Origin of the sequence: Sulfurimonas sp. RIFOXYD2_FULL_34_21, from assembly GCF_001830805.1 — a bacterium.
In the GTDB taxonomy this organism is placed as follows: Bacteria; Campylobacterota; Campylobacteria; order Campylobacterales; family Sulfurimonadaceae; genus Sulfurimonas.
The window spans coordinates 235148-253235 of the sequence record NZ_MICH01000002.1; the positions used below are offsets into that span (position 1 = coordinate 235148).

The window sequence follows — 18088 nt, forward strand, 5'->3', positions numbered from 1 at the left end:
AATTTTATAATTAAATCAAATTCCAAAAATCAATAGTAAAACCGGCAATAGTAAAAGATCTGCAACTATTGCCATAAACATAGTAATCATTGTCAATAATCCAAAATATATAGTCGGTAGAAAATTAGAGAGTATTAAGATACAAAACCCAACCATAATAATCGTAGATGTATAAAACATAGCCGTTCCAATGCTCGCATGAGCTTTGAACATAGATGCTTCTGCTTCATTTGACTCTCTATACAACAAAGAGTATCTGTAAATATAGTGTATAGTGTCATCAACTGCTATTCCTATGCTAATGGCTGCTATCGTTATCGTCATCATATCCAAAGGAATATTCATCCACCCCATAAATCCAAAAATCATACTAACCGGAACAATATTCGCAATCATCGCTATTACTGCTATTTTTAAGCTTCTAAAAAGAGCTAAAAACATAAAGAAAAGTATAAGAACAACTATACCTATAGTTTTAATTTGAGAGTTAAAAAGAGATTGAAGCATATTATTGTACATGACTAATAGATTTGCCATCTTATACTCTTCATAATCTTTATTTAGCATCTTGTTAATATCTGCATCTATCTTTTTAATTAATTCATCTCTTTTAAGATTAGGCATAGAGTCTATTATTCTCATGCTTATTCGGGCTTCATTATTTTTTACATCTACGTAGGGTGATATAATTATGTTTTTGTACTCCTGTGGAAGCTCTTTATACATAAGAGCCAAAGTTAAGCCATCAGCCTCTTTCCCACCGTTTAAAACTTTTAAAATTTCCCCGGTTGTAGCGAGTGAGAGAACTTTTCCTACAGAGTCAATTGAATCAAGGTAATCATGAACCTCTTTTATCTTTCTCATTTTATTTTGGGTAAACCAGTACTGTTCCCTATCGCCCTCTTTTTCCTCAAATTCTGTTTCAAAAGAGTCTAACTCTTTATCTTTTTGTGCTTGAACAATATTTGCTTCTTTAATCTCATCGCTGTTTTCTTTAAATTTTAAAATAATATCAAGAGGTGTCGTACCGCCTAGTTTTTGGTCTATTAAAGCCATTCCTTGATATATCTGCGTATCTTGTTTAAAATAATCTATAAAACTATTTTCAACTCTGAGTTTAGTTGCTCCGGATGCAGAAAATAGCAAAACCATAACAGTCGAAGCTATAATTGTTTTTTTATAATTGTGTGCTACATGTGCTACTTTGGAAGTAAAAGGCGTACATTTTTTTTCAACACTTTGACTCTCTTTTTTCTTGAAAAGGATTAAAATTATCGGAAATAGAATAAAAGTCATAAGAAGAGATATTATTATCCCAAGGCTCATCATCCACCCGAAGTTTATTACGGGTAAAATATTGCTAAAAACTAAAGAGCTAAATCCTGCTATAGTTGTAATAACCACAAAAAAAGAGGGTTTTGCCATGGACGTAACCGTATTTAGCGCTAAAGTGTTTTGTGATTCATTTGGATTTGCTTCATGAAGCTCTTTGTATCTGACAATCAAATGAACGACCAAAGACATGTTCATAATAAGTTGAAGAGAGATAAAATTTGAAGATACTACCGTAATTTCCCAGCCAAAAAGTCCCAAAAAACCACTTGTTATAATAAGAGATATAGTACATATAAAGAGTGCTATTACAACCCATTTAATCTCTTTTAATAGTATATACAAAATAGCTACTAGCAATCCTATGATTAGAAATCCAAAAGTTTCCAAATCATACTTGACAAACTCTACCATATCATCGGCAATCATCTCAACTCCGCCTAAATGAAGAGTCACTTTTTCGTGTTTTGATTTAAAAGTATCTAATATCTCTCTTATTTTAACTATCGTAAAGTGATTTTTTTTTCTTAAAATATCTCTATAAGTTTTTAATTCAAGTGAGATATTTTTATATTTAACTATTTCATCTTTATTTAATGCTCTTTGTTTTTTTAATTTTAAATAACTGTCTCTACTATTTATTAAACTAAAATATTTCTCATCTCTTTTAAGATTTACCATAAGCGCAGTTGTCTTAAAATCATCACTGACTAAATTTTGCTTATATATAGCGCTGTTTAAAAACTCATGCTTTACCAAATTTTTATCAATATTTGGCGATTCAAGCGTAGGTATATCTTTTAACAACTCTTTAACTGGTTTTGGCGGAGATTGTAAAAGCGGAACATTTACTATAGAGTTAATTGATTCAACTATCTCTAAATCTTTTATTTGTGAATTTAATGTTTTAATATTTTTAATATTCTCTTCACTTAAAAGGTCATCTTCTATGGTGTAAGTTACAACAAGAAAATTAGGTGCTTCAAAGCGTTTTAAAACATCTCTTGTATATTCTAAATCTTTATCATCTTCAAGAAGCAGTGTCTCCGCGCTTGCATCTATCTCAAGTTTTAACGAGAAGAGAGCCGTTATGACTATAAAAACAGCTATCGCAGATAAAATAATTTTTGGATATTTTAAAAAAAAGTTTTGATATATATTTTTTAGCATAAATTTTTACGACTGTTTTGCTAAAGCATCCATTAATTCAGATATGCTTTTTGTTTGTAAAAATTCTTTAAACTGAGCTTTGTCGGTTTTTAAAATACTAACTCCCAAAATTTCTACATCATAAATTAACCATTTATCTTTATTTCTTACTTTATCTTTTGGCATATAATATTTATACACTATTTCTAGTTTCTGCTCTTTGCTGACCAAATCCGTTATTAGTGCTATCCTATTTTCTTGAGGCTGTTCTATCTGTTTTACTTCAACTTTTTCATCTTTATAAGCATCAATTTTTGCCGAATACGACTGTTTCATTCGCTCTACGTAAAGCTCAACAAATTTTTCTCCTTGCTCGGGCGTAAGTTGTTTCCATATATTTCCTAAGCTAAGTTTTGCCATAAGTTCAAAATCAAACATAGGCGTTAGAGATTTGATAATATTGCTGTTTCTATCATTTTTAGATAATTTTTTATCTTCAACAATTAAAATAACTTCATTAATCTTATTTAAAAAATGCTCTTTTAATTCTATTTGTTCACTGGCAACTAGATTTTGTTCAAATAATAAAACAACAAATAGTGCTAATATTTTTCTATATATATTTTTCATCTCTACTCCCTGATTTTTTTATTTCTGTGTTGTTCATATATATTTCTCAAATATGGATACAAATCAACTGCATCCCTTTTTATTTTATCATACTTATCTATATCAAGAGAGATATAGTTTATATTTTCCAATAATCTTAAAGTTAAATACCACTCTAAATCTTCCGTTAAAGCCCAGTAATCTCTATCGCTATAACTTATAGGACTCAAGAATGAATCAGGATATAAACTAAGAGCATCTCTTAAATTTGATGGTCCAAAAATTGGTAAAACGATGTGCGGACCGCTTTTTACACCGTAAAATCCCAATGTTTGACCAAAGTCCTCTTCATGTGGAAGAATACCGAATTCAGTTCTTGCAGGATCAAACAATCCTAATATTCCTATTGTGCTGTTTATTATAAATCTCCCGCTCTCTAAAGATGCATAGTGAAATTTTCCCTGAAAAACGTTGTTAACAACGCGCATAGGGAAATAGAGGTTATGAAAAAAATTTCTTATACTCTCTCGTATCTCTTCATGTAATACGGACTTGTAGCCTTTTGAGATAGGTTTTAAAATGTACTCATAAAGATCATCATTAAAACTTGTCATAAATCTGTTATATCCGCTAAATGGGTCATAAACTTCTTCAGTTGCAAATTCATCCGCAAATTCATCAAGCTCACTCTTTGACGTATCATCTTTATTATCATCAAAAACTACAGCGATTTTAGTTTGAATACTATTTAGGCTACAACCGCTAAAAGCGAATATATTCAACAGAAGCAAAACCAAATAAACAAATCTCAAATTTATACCTTTACTCTATCTGTTAATGCTCTTGTTAAAGACAATAAATCTATATTTTCTAAACTTACACCGGTTGGAACACCTTGAGCTATTTTTGAGAAGTTTATATCAAAATTACTTAATTTATCTTCAATATATAACATTACAGCATCATTGGCGATAGAAGGCGTAAGAGCAAAAACTATCTCTTTTACACCGGAGCCTACTAGCTTTTGCAGATTGGAAAAATTAAACTCTTCTAAAGACTCTAATACAAAATATCTGCCATCAAAAAGAGCATTCTCCTCCAAAAGAAGTATATCTTTTGGATTTTCTACTATACAAAGAAGCGTTTTGTCTCTGCTCTCGTCGCAACAGATGAAACATAAATCATCTTCACTCATTCCGCCGCAAGAACTGCACTGTCTTAAAAATCCCAAAGCTTCTTCAATTGCATGAGAAATTTTCATACCTACAAAACTATTTTTAATTAACATGTAATAGGCTAATCTGGTAGCGGATTTTTTTCCTATTGTAGGAAGTTCTTGTAATGCATCTACCAATTTGTTAAATTTATCTAACGAACCTCTCACTTTATAGCCTTAGTAAAATAATTATCAAGATTTATCTTTTGGAAGCAGTATCCATAGTTTTAGAGGTGCTTTTAATTTTCCTGCCAGCTCTTTAGCTTCTTCCCCATAACCGCAAAACATATCTGCCCTTAAACACCCTTTTATGGCACCTCCTGTATCTTGAGCAATTGCTATATGATTTAGAGTGCTATCTTTTGTGTCAGCGCTTAGATAGAGCATACTTCCTAGTGGAATGTATCTTCTATCTACTGCAACCGAACGTATAGGAGTAAGAACTACTCCTAAAGATCCGCTTGCCGCTTTAGTTTTTTGTCTAAAAAAAACCATAGATTTATTAAAATTCAGTACTTCATCTACTCTAGACGGGTTTGCTTCCAGCCATGCCTTTATGCTCTGAAGAGATATATCCTCTAGCGCTATTTCATTTATATTAACCAAATATTTTCCGATTGAGTTATATTTATATCCGTTTTGATTGTCATAACCGATAAATATAGTCTCTCCATTTTCAAGTGTTACTCTGCCGGAACCTTGAACTTCCAAAAAGAAAAGGTCTATCTTTGAATCTGTATAACAGATTACGTCTGCATCAAGTGTTTTTGAATTTACATCTTCTCTGGCATAATAAGGAACTACTTTGTTTCCCTCTATTTTGCCTCTTAATCTGTAGTTTTTAAGTTCTGGATACTGCTCGCTTAAATCCACAATAAGCATATCTTTTGGAGTTTTATATATCGGGTATATGTAAGGCTCTTTTTTTTCTAAAGAACCTTTCAATTCAGGCTCATAATAACCGGTTAGCAATCCCTCTTGAACATCTTCAAAAGTTTTAATTCTGTACGGCGTAAATTTGCTTGTTAAAAACTCTCTCGGTTCTGCCGCATTAGCCGCTTGATTACATAAATCTTTATAGATATCTTTTGTTTTGCCTGTTTTGCAGCTATTAACAAAAGAGCCTAAAGCTTTAAAATAATCCTCATCTTCCCAATTAGGCAACTCTTCAAAACTGCTTTTAATAAGTTGGGTTTTAGGCATATCGGTAAAGGTTACAACGGGCTGTTTTGAACAACCGATAAAAAAGAGTATAGTAGTTAAAAATAGTATATTATGTTTCATAAACGGGATTATACATAGATTAAATTTAAAACGCTATAATTGCAAAAATTTTAAATGTATAGGATATTAAAATAATATGCAAGATTTAAGCTATTACGAAATATTAGAAGTCTCAAGGGATGCAGACCAAACTACAATTAAAAAAGCATACAGAAAAATGGCTAAGACTTATCACCCTGATAAAAATCCGAATGATAACGAAGCAGAACATAAATTTAAACTGTGTAATGAAGCTTATCAGTGTTTGAGTGACGATAAACAAAGAAGTATTTACGATAGATATGGCAAAGAAGGTCTTTCAGGAATGGGTGGACGCGGTCGTTCATCAGGTGGATTTGATGATTTGGGTTCAATGTTTGAAGAGATGTTTAGTGGCTTTGGAGGGGGTTCTCGTCGTCGTCAAAACCCGACTGACATGGAAAAATATCCTCTTGATATGAATGTTGATATGAACATCAGTTTCAACGAAGCTGTTTTTGGATGCGAAAAAGAGATAGAATTCAAGTTCAAAAACTCTTGTAAAAGTTGCAAAGGCACTGGTGCAAAAGATGGAAAACTATCTACATGTCATCAATGCAGGGGTCAAGGTCAGGTTTTTATGAAACAGGGATTTATGACTTTTTCTCAAACTTGTCCGGTTTGTGCAGGAACAGGTTCTGCACCCTCAGCTCATTGTGACAGCTGTGACGGCAGAGGTTATCATGAAGAAAAAGGAAGCGTAAGCATTAAAATTCCAAAAGGAATCGATCACGGTAATCGTCTTAGAGTTTCAGGAAAAGGAAACATCGGCAAACGCGGTACAAGAGGTGATTTGTATGTAACTTTTAGCGTAAAACCGGATAAGCACTTTCAAAGAGAAGGAAATGATGTCTATATCGCTATTCCTGTATTTTTCACTCAAGCTGTAGCAGGAGACACTCTTACAATACCTTCATTAACCGGTGAGCTAGAATTGAAACTTGATATAGGTACAAAAGATAAACAGCACTTTACATTCAGAGGTGAAGGAGTTGATGATGTTCACGGTCATGGTAAAGGAAATTTAATTGCACAGATAAATATTACATATCCTAAAAAACTAAATGACGAGCAGTATGAACTTATAGCTAAGCTTCAAGAATCTTTCGGTATAGAGTCAAAACCTCATGAAAGTGTTTTGGATTCTGCTATAGAGAAGATGAAAAATTGGTTTAAATAGAGGTCTAGTATAATGAACAAAGATAATCTTAAAAACAAACTCTCAGCGCTTGCGCTATCGATGTTTAGAAAAGATTTTTTTGGCATATATCACGGCTCAATATCGGCTAAAACAGAATCTAATAGATTTGTTATAAATACGAAAGAGGCAATCTTCGACTCAATTGATGAGAATAATCTTATAGAGCTATATTTTAAAAAAGATTACAGATGGACTCAAGCAAGTATAGATGCAAATATTCATCACAGTATATACTCTCAAATATCGGATGCTAAGTTTATCTGTTTTAGTATGCCGCCTTTTACGACGGCTTATTCACTTGATCACAATATTATTGCACCAAAAGACTATTTCGGCTATAAAGAGATAGGCTCCATCGAGATAGTGGACCCTAAACATTTTGACGACTGGTATGAGAGAGCAAGCAGTGAAATAGCCTACTACTTTCAAAGTAAAAGAACGGATATTATGGTTATAAAAGGTTATGGCGTATATACGTTTAACAGAGATTTACATGAGATGGCAAAGAAAATTGCTATTTTAGAAAAAAGCTGTAGATTGCTTCTTCTTGATAATACAAAAAATGATACTGCTTTTGACTAAGAGAGTCTCTTTATAGCCTCATAAGCAGTCTCTATCATCCTATCGCACTCATCTTTTGTAATAATATACGGCGGCATAAAATAGACTACATGTCCAAGCGGTCTAAGAAGCACTCCGTTATCTAGTCCATACTGATACACTTTTAATCCTATTCTTTCTTGCGGCGTGTAACCCTTTAACTCCACCGCGCAAATCATTCCGGTTTGTTTTATGGATGCAACATTTGTAAGCTCTTTAAACTTTAAAAGTCTCTCACCCATATATTTAGCCATAACTCTATTTTTCTCTATGACATTATCTCGCTCAAATAAATCAAGAGTAGCGTTTGCAGCTGCACAAGCAAGCGCATTTCCTGTATAGCTGTGAGAGTGCAGAAAAGCTTTATATTCACCGTAATCACAATAAAACTTAGCATAAATCTCATTAGTTGTTAGTACAACAGAAAGCGGGAGATAACCGCCTGTTAAACCTTTTGAGAGAACAAGAAAATCAGGTGTAACATCAGCACTCTGACATGCAAACATCTCGCCGCATCTTCCAAAACCTACCATAACTTCATCTGCAATCATGTGAATATCGTATTTATCACAAATTTGTCGGACTAAAACTAAAAACTCTTTGTGATACATGTGCATATATCCTGCACCTTGAACAAGCGGTTCCAAAATTATCGCACTTATCTCATCGGCTCTGTTTTTACATAACTCCTCAAATTTTATCGCCGCTTCTTGTGCCGATTCTAAGCTCATATCTTTTGGTACAGGAGTTTGAATACTATGAATTAAAAGTGGTTTATAAGTATCTTTATAAAGCTCTACATCTCCTACACTAAGTGCACCGATAGTCTCTCCATGATACGAATTTGTAAGCGACACAAAAAGATTTTTATTCTTGGCGTCATTTTTATGTGCATGAAAACTCATTTTTAACGCTACTTCAACGGCACTTGAACCGTTATCTGCATAAAAACATTTCTCGAGTCCAATAGGCGATATTTTTACCAATCTCTCAGATAATCGCACAACTTGTTCATGCGTAAAACCGGCCAATATTACATGTTCTAAAGTATCTAACTGCTCTTTAATTTTTTGATTTATATAAGCGTTTGTATGTCCAAAAATATTTACCCACCAGCTGCTTATAGCGTCTATGTAGGTATTGCCGTCAAAATCTTCTAAATATACTCCGTGCGCTTTTTTTATCGGTATAAGAGGAAGGTTCTCATGGTCTTTCATTTGAGTACATGGATGCCATAAAACATCCAAATCCCTGTTTTTTAGTTCAAAATTATTCATAAATTTTTATAGCTATTTTTTAGAATGAGAGAGAAAAGCTTTGTATGCATCGGTGTAATCAAGCGTAGTACATGTAATAAGTCCGTATAGCTCCATCTCTAATCCGCTTACGTTAAACAGCTCTTCTCCGTCTTTCCCAAGAAATATAAATTTTTCATATTTATGATTATCTTTATCTATATATTTTGAAAAAACTACGTAATATGCATCTTTTAATTCAGGAATTGTAAAACATGTATCAAGACATTTTTTACACTCTTTATCAATACTTTTTATCTCTAAAACATCAGATTGTATAGTATTTAACAATACCTCGGGCAGTTTCGGCAGCACATCTACAATATTTGAATATTTTATAATACCACTCATAAAAATCCTTTTTGGCTATTATTGTCCTGATTTTACTACCTTTTCATTTATATTTTTCTTAGCTATTTAAATTTATCTTCAAAAGCAAAGATAAAGCCTTTTTATCAAGGTTTAATACGAATTTACCTAAAATTACAGAAATATCATATACAAGGCTGTTTAACCAATGATTACATGGATGCAAAGACATAAAAAATACCTCATAATTACTATTTGGATTTCAACAATCGCTTTTGTTGGAGCCGGATTTGTCGGATGGGGTCAGTACAATTATGGCAACAAAGCAGGAGCAGTAGCCAGAGTCGGAAGCGTAGATATAACCATGGGTGAACTTCAAAAAAGCTACTCAAATCTATACAATCAATACTCTCAAATGTTTCAGGGAGAGTTTGATGAAGAGAAAGCAAAAAGCTTTGGTTTAAAAGCTCAAGCCCTTCAGCATCTTACTCAACAAGCTCTTGTACTAAATTTGGCTAAATCTTATGATTTACAAATTAGTGACGAAGAGTTATTAAATGATATTACAACACAAGAGTACTTTTTAAAAGACGGCATTTTTGATAAAGAGATATATAAGCAAGTTTTATCAAGAAATAATTTAACTATTAAAGAGTATGAAGCAGATGTAAAAAAAGAGTTACTGATTAAAAAAGCTCTTAAACTTCTCCCAATTCAAGCAAAAGAGAGTGAACTCAGCAGTTTAAATACGGCAATAAATATTGCTGATAAGATAGAGTATAAAATTTTAGACAACTCTCAAATAAAAGTTGATACGTCAGATGAGTTTTTAAAACCGTTTTGGGAAAAGATGAAGAATAATTTTATGACAGAAACTAGCTACGATGTTAAGTTTATAAAACAGCCTAAAATCTCAAAAGAGTATGATGATGCAGCACTTAACGAATATTACAATGAAAATAAAACACACTTTAAAGACAGTGAGCAAAAGATATTAGCTTTTGATGTTGCAAAAAGTAAAATCAAAGATGAACTAGATGCAAAAGAGACTAAAAAAGAGGCTCTAAAAACATATATAACATATAAAAAAGGCGAACTAAAAGGTGTAGAGATAAACAACGGTGTTATATCTGCTTCAAACAACACTTTTAATAAAGAAGTTATTGATGTGGTATCTAAATTAACTGCTCAATCTCCATTTTCAAAGCCTGTTATGGTCGGCGAAGATTATTTTACTTTTGAGTTAGTAAAAGCAAATAAACCTACCGCAAAAAGTTATGAGGATGCAAAAAATGAAGTTGTTTCAATTTATGTAGATGAGCAAAGAAGAGCTAAACTACAAGAGGTGGCAAAAAACTCTTTTGCTACATTTAGTGGAAAAACAACTGATTTTATTACAGGAAATGACTCCAATAAATTGTCAGATTTAAAAAGTGAAGATGCAAATGAATTTATAAGCGAACTTTTTATGACTCAAAATAAAAAGGGATTTGTTAGTTTAAAAGACGGAAATATTGTTATGTACAATATATTGGAACAGAAACTGCTTAACAATAGTCATACTAATCAAGACAATCCTATTGTCAGATTGAAAAGTGCTATGTTTAACGAAGGGTTGGTTAAAACCCTCCAGAACAAGTATAAAACTGAGATTTTCATCGAAGGACTCTAAGTTGAGCAGAACTGTTTTAGCCATTGATATTGGTTCAACAAAAATATGTGCAATTATCGCTGAAATAGCTGACGATAACTCCATAGCTATTACAGGAGCAGGAACTTGCAAAGCGCAAGGTCTAAAAAAAGGGAGTATTACAAATATAGAACTTGCTTCAAGGTCTATAAAAACTGCGTTAAATGATGCTAAAAGAGTATCAGGAAGCGAAGTTAAAACTGCTATAGTTTCTATCTCCGGAGCTTATACAAAAAGTTTAAATTCAAGCGGTATAGTTAATATTCAAAATAAAGAGGTTAGTTTTAAAGAGATAGAGCGAGTTATGCAGACATCTTTATATAATGCAAATATACCTAATGAGTATGAAATTTTACATGCTCTTCCTTACAATTTTAAAGCTGATGATCAAGACTACATAGAAGATCCTCTAGGGATGAATGCATCAAGGCTTGAAGTAGATACACATATTATTACTACTCAAAAATCAAATCTAAACAACCTTAGAAAAGCTGTTCGTGGTGCAGGTGTTGAGATAGAAAACATTGTACTAACTGGTTATGCTTCTTCAATTGCAACTCTAAATGATGATGAAAAAGAGTTGGGTGTTGCCGTTATTGATATGGGTGGAAATACAAGCAATATAATTATTCACTCTGGTAATTCTATAAGATATAATGATTTCTTGGGAGTAGGTTCAAACCATGTAACAAGTGATCTCTCTATGGCACTTCATACGCCTTTAAACATTGCAGATAGCGTAAAGTTTAATTACGGTTCACTATTAAGCCATAGTAATGATTTGATTGAGTTGCCTATCATAGGAGATGAAAATACGACTCATGAAGTCTCTTTAGAAGTGGTTCATAATGTTATTTATGCAAGAGTTGAAGAGACGTTAATGATTTTAGCGCAGTTTATAGAAAATAGCGGCCTAAAAGATAAAATAGGTGCCGGTGTTGTCTTGACAGGCGGTTTTTCTCAAATGGAAGGCATACGTGAATTGGCAGTTGCAACTTTTGGTTCTGTTCCGGTTCGCCTTGCAAAGCCAAAAGAGATGAATGGGCTGTTTGATAATCTTCGCTCACCTGAGTACTCTAGCGCTATTGGTTTAGTTATGTATGCTGCATCTCCATATACGCAGTATGAAATAGATGTAAACAAGAGAGTTAGACATTCAAACGAGGTGCTTAGCGAACACACAAGTATAAATCTTATTGATGAACCAGAAATGACTACACCTATTTTGAATAATATTGATAAGAAAGAGCGAATCATAGCTTTTCCGTTAAAAAAAGAAAAAAAAGAAGACGAAGCAGGGATGTTTAATAAATTTTGGAGCTGGGCAACCCAGCTATTTTAAGGAGTGATAATGGAACCATTTTTAATTGAAGAAGCAAGTAAAATAAGCGGAGCAAGAATTGTAGCAGTAGGCGTCGGCGGCGGCGGTGGGAATATGATTGGTCATATGATAAAAGAGGGTGTTGCGGGTATTGAGATGATTATAATCAATACTGACGCTCAAGCTCTTAAAGACAATAAAAATGCAACTACAATTCAAATCGGTGCAAAGCTAACTAAAGGTCTTGGTGCCGGTATGAAACCTGAAATCGGCAAAGAGTCGGCATTAGAGAATTATGATGAGATTAAAAAAGCTCTTGAAGGTGCCGACATAGTATTTATTTCTGCAGGTTTAGGCGGTGGAACAGGAACCGGTGCTGCTCCGGTTATTGCAAAAATTGCAAAAGAGGTTGATGCACTAACTGTTTCTATTGTTACAAAGCCTTTTGCATTTGAAGCACCAAAGAGACTTAAGCTTGCAAAAGCAGGTCTTGAAGAGTTAAAAAAAGAGAGTGACTCTATAGTAGTTATCCCTAATGATAAGCTATTATCCATAATTGATAGAAAACTTGGAATTAAAGATAGCTTTAAAATTGTTGATAGTGTTTTAGCTCAAGCGGTAAGCGGAACAGCAGGTGTTATTTTATCAAACGGTGACAATGATATTAACCTTGACTTTGCAGATTTAAAAACAGTAATGAGCCATAAAGGCATGGCGCTTATGGGTGTGGGTGAACATGAAGGCGAAAATGCAGCATATGAAGCAATTAAAGCTGCAATTGAATCTCCACTTCTTGATAATGTATCTATTAATGGAGCTATGGGTGTTCTTGTACATTTTCACATGCATCCTAACTTTCCGATGATAGAGACATCAGAAGCTATGGTAGTTGTTCAAGAGAGTGCTCATGAAGATGCAGATGTAATTTTCGGCACTTCAACAGATGATTCTCTTCCTGAAAATTATGTAAAAATAACTATTATTGCTACAGGTTTTGAGAAAGATTTAAATACAGGTTCTAATAACGAAAATTTTGTAAGTGATTCACCTTCTCCTATTGCAAAAATTCGTCCAAGATTAGTAGTCGGTGGAGATCTTGACGGAAGTCATTTAGATATTCCGTCTTATATGAGACAACAGTTAGATTAATTCCTTGCTCTTTTATTAAATAACCTCTCCCTCCTTTGGGGTTATTTTTATTATCTTTTATGTATAATCCTTATAAAAAGAGAGAGTAAAATAATGAAATTTATATTCATAATCATATCTTTTATGATTGCTGTATTTGCACAAGATATCCAGATGCAAAGCAGGGAACTATCCACTAAAGAGATGAAAAAACAAAATCAAGAGATTGTAAAATTAGCTGCAAACGAGATGTCAAAATCAGTTCCAAAAGAAATTGATAAATATACTAAACTTATAGCAATTGAAGCACAAGATACTACTTTAGTTTATATATATGAGATAAATACGGCTCCAAAGAGTGATGAAATTGTTAAAAAAGAGGACCGTTCTAGAATGCAAGAAGCTGTAATTTTCGGTACATGTAAAAACTCTCAACGATTTTTAGAAGCAGATATCTCTATTCGCTACATATATAAAAGTAGAAGTACTAAAGCAGAACTATTTCAATTTAATATAAACCAAGAGCACTGTTTAAAACTTTAACAAATGGAAAAACTACACTCTTGTAAAGATGCTATAGTACGTTTAAGTTTTTTCTCTTCTTTAAATGAAGAGCAGATAGAGCTTCTATCATCTATTTCAACTCTTTACAACTACTCTAAGGAGTATGTGGTTTTTTATGAAAAAGAGACAAATGATTCTATTTTGTTTCTCCTAAACGGACTTGTAAAAGTATATAAAATAGACAAACACAATAATGAGATATTTTTGCACTATATATATCCAAATTCTATGATTTCAGAAATATCAAATCTTAATAAAAGCTCATTAAGCTCATTTTCAAATGTCATGTTACTTGAGGATTCTCAAATTCTTAGCATTGATTATAAAAAATTTAAAGAATTTTTTATAGAAAAGGGTTATTTATGTTTTGAACTCACAAATGAAATTATTTTAAAATCTCAACAGTTGCAATCGCTTATAAATAGGGAATTTATTTTTAATTCTGTTGCTAAAGTTGCTACAATGCTCTATAATGATTTAAATATTTTTAATGATTTAAAAAGAGCTGAAATATCATTGATGTTGCATATTCAACCAGAAACATTATCACGAGTATTAAATAGGTTAAAAAGAGATAATATAATTGACTCAAAAGGTGGAAAAATAATAGTTTTAGATAAAGAAGCCCTAATGTCTGTTTATGAGGAGTAGAAGGTGAATAAAATAAAAATTATTAGTATTTTAATATTTTTGTTATCCGTTACGTTAGCTCTATTTTTTAACTATATATCAGAGAAAAATATTGCACATAATGAGTTTTTAAATACAATAAATGAACAAAAAGATTTTACGCAAGAGATATCTAAAAATATTTTTTATATTCACAAAGATAAGGAGTGTCCTACAAATTCACTGGATAGTTCTATAAAAAATTTTCTATATCAGATGAATGCAAAGGAGCAAAAATTACAACTAAGTAAAGAGATAATTACTCTATGGAATGAGTTTTATTTTCTTGTACAGGATTTTAGGAATCAGATAAAGGTTAAATCAATTTATTCAAACATAATCTTAGAGAAAGAAGTTAGAGATATTTATAATACAAATTTAAAATTGATTGTTGAATTCGATAAACTTATAAAAAAAGAACAAGAAAATTTTGATTCTAAGCAAAATATCTATATTTTGACTCAATATTTTCTATTTGCCGGATTAGTACTGTTGCTTATATATCTGTTTACGCAGCTAAAAAGTACAATAGCTTTTATACAAAAATTTCTTCTTGCATCAAAAACCGTACTTACAAACTCAAGCATTAAAGGTTTGGCACCCATAGACATTTTAGATAAAAACGAAGATGTCTCTCAAGCTAGTAAAAATTTTAACGCTTTGCTAAAAAAAGTAAATGATTCAATTTTGAACTCAAGCAACTCAATAGAACACTCTTATAAATCATTAGAGATTCTTGAACAAAATATTGAAGATATCATAGAGTTAATATATGAAATGAGTGAAAAAACAAGAGATAAAGAGCTAATAAAAAAAGAGGATGCTATCATACAGTCTCTTGAGGAGTTAAGTTCTTCAACAAAAAGTCTTAAAAATGTAAAATCTGATTTAGATGATTTGATTTCCCACTATATGTCATATAAAGCTTAAAATTTAAAATTAATTAAATATTTTGACCATAGTCAAATTTTTGCTCAAAAAAATAGACTACCATAACAAATCATATGAGTATTTTATTAAACTCAAATGAATTAAGGAGAAGAAAATGACTAAGCATTTTGGAAAAATTGCTTCACTTCTTGTAGGAACATCGCTAGTGGCAACTGCTGTTAGTGCCGATGCAGAACTACAAAAAGTTATGAAAGCAAGAGGACTAAGTGAAATAGATGTAGTTCGTGCTGCAAAAACATATAACCCTACCGGGGTAAAAGATGAGTTTGTTGTATTTAGTTCTGCAGGACAAGCTGGACAAGTAATTGTTTACGGTGTTCCTTCTATGAGAATCTTAAAATATATCGGTGTATTTACACCTGAACCTTGGCAAGGCTATGGCTTTGATGAAGAGTCGAAAAAAGTTTTAAGACAAGGTAATATTAGAGGAAGAGAGATCAACTGGGGAGATACTCACCATCCGGCTCTTTCTGAAAAAGACGGTAAGTATGACGGTAAATGGTTGGCAATCAACGATAAAGCAAATCCTCGTATTGCAATTATTGACTTAGCAGACTTTGAAACAAAACAGATTGTTGCAAATCCTGTATTTAAATCAGCTCATGGTGGTGCTTTCTTTACTCAAAACAGTGATTTTATTATAGAAGCATGCCAATATGCTGCTCCTTTTGATAATAACTATCACCCGATTGAGGACTATAAAGAATCTTACCGTGGTGGTGTTACAATGTGGAAATTTGACCACTCAAAAGGTAGAATCCAAGAAAAAGATTCTTTTACGATTGAGATGCCTCCATACATGCAAGATTTATCTGATTCAGGTAAAGGCGTGTCTGATGGATGGGGTTTTACAAACTCAGTTAACACGGAGATGTACACAGGTGGTATAGAAGTTGGTATGCCGCCGAATGAAGCGGGTATGAGTAGAAATGATACCGACTTCTTACATGTATATAACTGGAAGAAACTTGCAGAGCTTGCTAAAGACAAAAATAACGTAAAAATTATTAATGACCATAAAGTAATTCCTATGGATATCGCTGTTAAAAACAATGCGCTGTTCCTAATTCCTGAGCCAAAATCACCTCACGGTGTTGATATCTCTCCAGATGGTGAATATATTACTGTTTGTGGTAAGCTTGATACTCATGCTTCTGTTTTCAAATGGAGCAAAATTAAAAAGCTAATTGATTCTAAAGAGTTTGCAGGAAAAGACCCATACGGTGTTCCTATCTTAGATATGAAAAAATCACTTCATGGTCAAGCTGAATTAGGTCTGGGGCCGTTACATAATCAATACTCTCCAATTGACGGTGAGATATATACTTCATTGTATGTTGATTCTCAAATTGTAAAATGGAACTATAAAACTCTAAAAGTTATAGATAAAGAGAATGTTCATTATAACGTTGGTCACTTATGTGGTATGGAAGGTAAATCAGCAGATCCTCAAGGAAAATATATCATCTCTTTAAATAAATTAGCGATTGATAGATTTCAAAATGTTGGTCCATTACACCCACAAAATCACCAATTAATAGATATTAGCGGTAAAACTATGGATTTACTTGTTGACATGCCTCTTCCTCTAGGTGAACCGCACCAAGCTGTTGCTATTCGTGCAGAGAAGCTTCATGGACATGTAAGATATCCAATGGGTACAAACTCAAGAACGGATTCTATCCATGAAGGTAAAACTTTAGCAGGACAAGAGAGAATTGAGAGAAATGGAAATAAAGTTAAAGTATATGCTACTGTAGTTCGTTCACACATTAACCCTGAGAGAATCACGGTAAATAAAGGTGATGAAGTTACAATGTACTTAACAAACTTAGAGCGTGCACAAGATGAAGCTCACGGTTTTACGGTTGACCATTTTAATGTTCACGCTTCGCTTGAGCCTGGTAAAACTGCAAGTATTAAATTTACTGCTGACATTGAGGGAGTATTCCCTTACTACTGTACAGAGTTTTGTTCTGCGCTTCACTTAGAGATGATGGGTTACTTGATGGTTAAAGATCCAAACAAAAAGTACGAAAGCTCTCAAAAAATGAAAATGCAAACAATGACGCCTGCGCAGTTCAAAGCTGAGTATGACAAAACTGTTGCAACAAATACTGCAACGGATGCAGTTATTCAAAGTGTTGTTAAGTTCCTAAAAGATAACAAATTTGACAAACATAAAGTTGTAGCTGATTTGGTAACTGATGCATTTGACCAATATAATCAAATTCCTGCTCAGAAAAAACTTGCTGATGCCGCTGTAAAAGCAGGTGATATGGAAAAAGCTATTCTTCATGAAAATATGATTTGGCAGCTAATGGTTAAAACGGCAGACGTTGGAATTAGAGCAAAAGATGCATTAGTTAGACTTATTGCTACTAAACAATCTAGCGCTGCTGCAGCCGGAGAAGCGGCATTTGGAGAAGGCGGTTGTGGCGGATGTCACGTTATCGGTAAAGTTTCTTCAGGTCCAGACCTAACAGGTGTACTTTCAAGACATGAAAACGCTGAGAAATGGGTTAAAGATTTTATTATGAATCCTGAAAAAATGTATGGAGATCCTTATGTAAAAGGTATGATTGATTACTTTAATCTTAAAATGCCTAACCAACACATGAACGAAAAAGAGACTAAAAACATTATTGAATACCTAAAATGGGTAGATCAAAATGCTAACTTATTCTAATAGTTAAGCTCTTTTAACTATATGCAGAGAGCGATGCTCTCTGCTTTACAAACTCCTTATCAA

At 32.8% G+C, this 18088-nt stretch carries 16 protein-coding genes; 9 read left to right on the forward strand and 7 right to left on the reverse strand.

What is annotated here, in order from left to right; genetic code table 11:
* Positions 1-15 precede the first annotated feature (15 nt).
* From A2530_RS02435 to A2530_RS02455, 5 genes are read right to left on the reverse strand one after another with little or no spacing between them, the layout of a single operon-like run.
* Positions 16-2502, reverse strand: coding sequence for an MMPL family transporter (locus tag A2530_RS02435; protein ID WP_294884261.1), 2487 nt, complete (start codon positions 2500-2502; stop codon positions 16-18).
* 6 nt (positions 2503-2508) lie between these two features.
* On the reverse strand, positions 2509-3111 hold the full coding sequence (locus A2530_RS02440; RefSeq protein ID WP_294884260.1) for an ABC transporter substrate-binding protein: 603 nt from the start codon (positions 3109-3111) through the stop codon (positions 2509-2511).
* A gap of 2 nt (positions 3112-3113) precedes the next feature.
* A complete protein-coding gene (locus tag A2530_RS02445; protein ID WP_294884258.1) occupies positions 3114-3902 on the reverse strand; it encodes a VacJ family lipoprotein in 789 nt (262 codons plus the stop codon).
* A 2-nt stretch (positions 3903-3904) separates the two neighbouring features.
* Positions 3905-4474 (reverse strand): recombination mediator RecR, encoded by a 570-nt coding sequence (gene recR / locus A2530_RS02450; protein ID WP_294884257.1) that lies wholly within the window; start codon positions 4472-4474, stop codon positions 3905-3907.
* A gap of 24 nt (positions 4475-4498) precedes the next feature.
* Positions 4499-5590 (reverse strand): murein transglycosylase A, encoded by a 1092-nt coding sequence (locus A2530_RS02455; protein ID WP_294884256.1) that lies wholly within the window; start codon positions 5588-5590, stop codon positions 4499-4501.
* Between the two features lie 76 nt (positions 5591-5666).
* On the opposite strand from A2530_RS02455, the gene dnaJ reads away from it, so the two are divergent.
* Positions 5667-6788 carry a molecular chaperone DnaJ gene (gene dnaJ / locus A2530_RS02460; protein ID WP_294884255.1) on the forward strand — a complete coding sequence of 374 codons (1122 nt, stop codon included), beginning with the start codon at positions 5667-5669 and terminating at the stop codon, positions 6786-6788.
* Between the two features lie 12 nt (positions 6789-6800).
* Positions 6801-7391, forward strand: coding sequence for a class II aldolase and adducin N-terminal domain-containing protein (locus A2530_RS02465; protein WP_294884254.1), 591 nt, complete (start codon positions 6801-6803; stop codon positions 7389-7391).
* Here the strand turns inward: A2530_RS02465 and A2530_RS02470 are convergent.
* Both A2530_RS02470 and A2530_RS02475 read right to left on the reverse strand, forming a co-directional pair.
* Entirely contained in the window at positions 7388-8686 is a 1299-nt protein-coding gene (locus tag A2530_RS02470; RefSeq protein WP_294884252.1) for an adenosylmethionine--8-amino-7-oxononanoate transaminase, read from the reverse strand. The genes A2530_RS02465 and A2530_RS02470 overlap by 4 nt on opposite strands.
* Positions 8687-8698: 12 nt before the next feature.
* Positions 8699-9055: a hypothetical protein gene (locus tag A2530_RS02475; RefSeq protein WP_294884251.1), complete on the reverse strand. Its 357-nt coding sequence runs from the start codon at positions 9053-9055 to the stop codon at positions 8699-8701.
* Positions 9056-9221: 166 nt separating this feature from the next.
* On the opposite strand from A2530_RS02475, the gene A2530_RS02480 reads away from it, so the two are divergent.
* From A2530_RS02480 to nosZ, 7 genes are all read left to right on the forward strand, one after another.
* Positions 9222-10685, forward strand: coding sequence for a peptidylprolyl isomerase (locus tag A2530_RS02480; protein ID WP_294884249.1), 1464 nt, complete (start codon positions 9222-9224; stop codon positions 10683-10685).
* A gap of 1 nt (position 10686) precedes the next feature.
* Positions 10687-12045: a cell division protein FtsA gene (gene ftsA, locus A2530_RS02485; protein WP_294884247.1), complete on the forward strand. Its 1359-nt coding sequence runs from the start codon at positions 10687-10689 to the stop codon at positions 12043-12045.
* Positions 12046-12054: 9 nt separating this feature from the next.
* Positions 12055-13173 carry a cell division protein FtsZ gene (gene ftsZ / locus A2530_RS02490; protein ID WP_294884245.1) on the forward strand — a complete coding sequence of 373 codons (1119 nt, stop codon included), beginning with the start codon at positions 12055-12057 and terminating at the stop codon, positions 13171-13173.
* A gap of 93 nt (positions 13174-13266) precedes the next feature.
* Positions 13267-13695 (forward strand): hypothetical protein, encoded by a 429-nt coding sequence (locus A2530_RS02495; protein ID WP_294884244.1) that lies wholly within the window; start codon positions 13267-13269, stop codon positions 13693-13695.
* A 3-nt stretch (positions 13696-13698) separates the two neighbouring features.
* Entirely contained in the window at positions 13699-14367 is a 669-nt protein-coding gene (locus A2530_RS02500; RefSeq protein WP_294884243.1) for a Crp/Fnr family transcriptional regulator, read from the forward strand.
* Between the two features lie 3 nt (positions 14368-14370).
* Positions 14371-15315 carry a hypothetical protein gene (locus tag A2530_RS02505; RefSeq protein ID WP_294884242.1) on the forward strand — a complete coding sequence of 315 codons (945 nt, stop codon included), beginning with the start codon at positions 14371-14373 and terminating at the stop codon, positions 15313-15315.
* A 115-nt stretch (positions 15316-15430) separates the two neighbouring features.
* Entirely contained in the window at positions 15431-18025 is a 2595-nt protein-coding gene (gene nosZ / locus A2530_RS02510) for a Sec-dependent nitrous-oxide reductase (RefSeq protein ID WP_294884241.1), read from the forward strand.
* Positions 18026-18088: the final 63 nt, after the last annotated feature.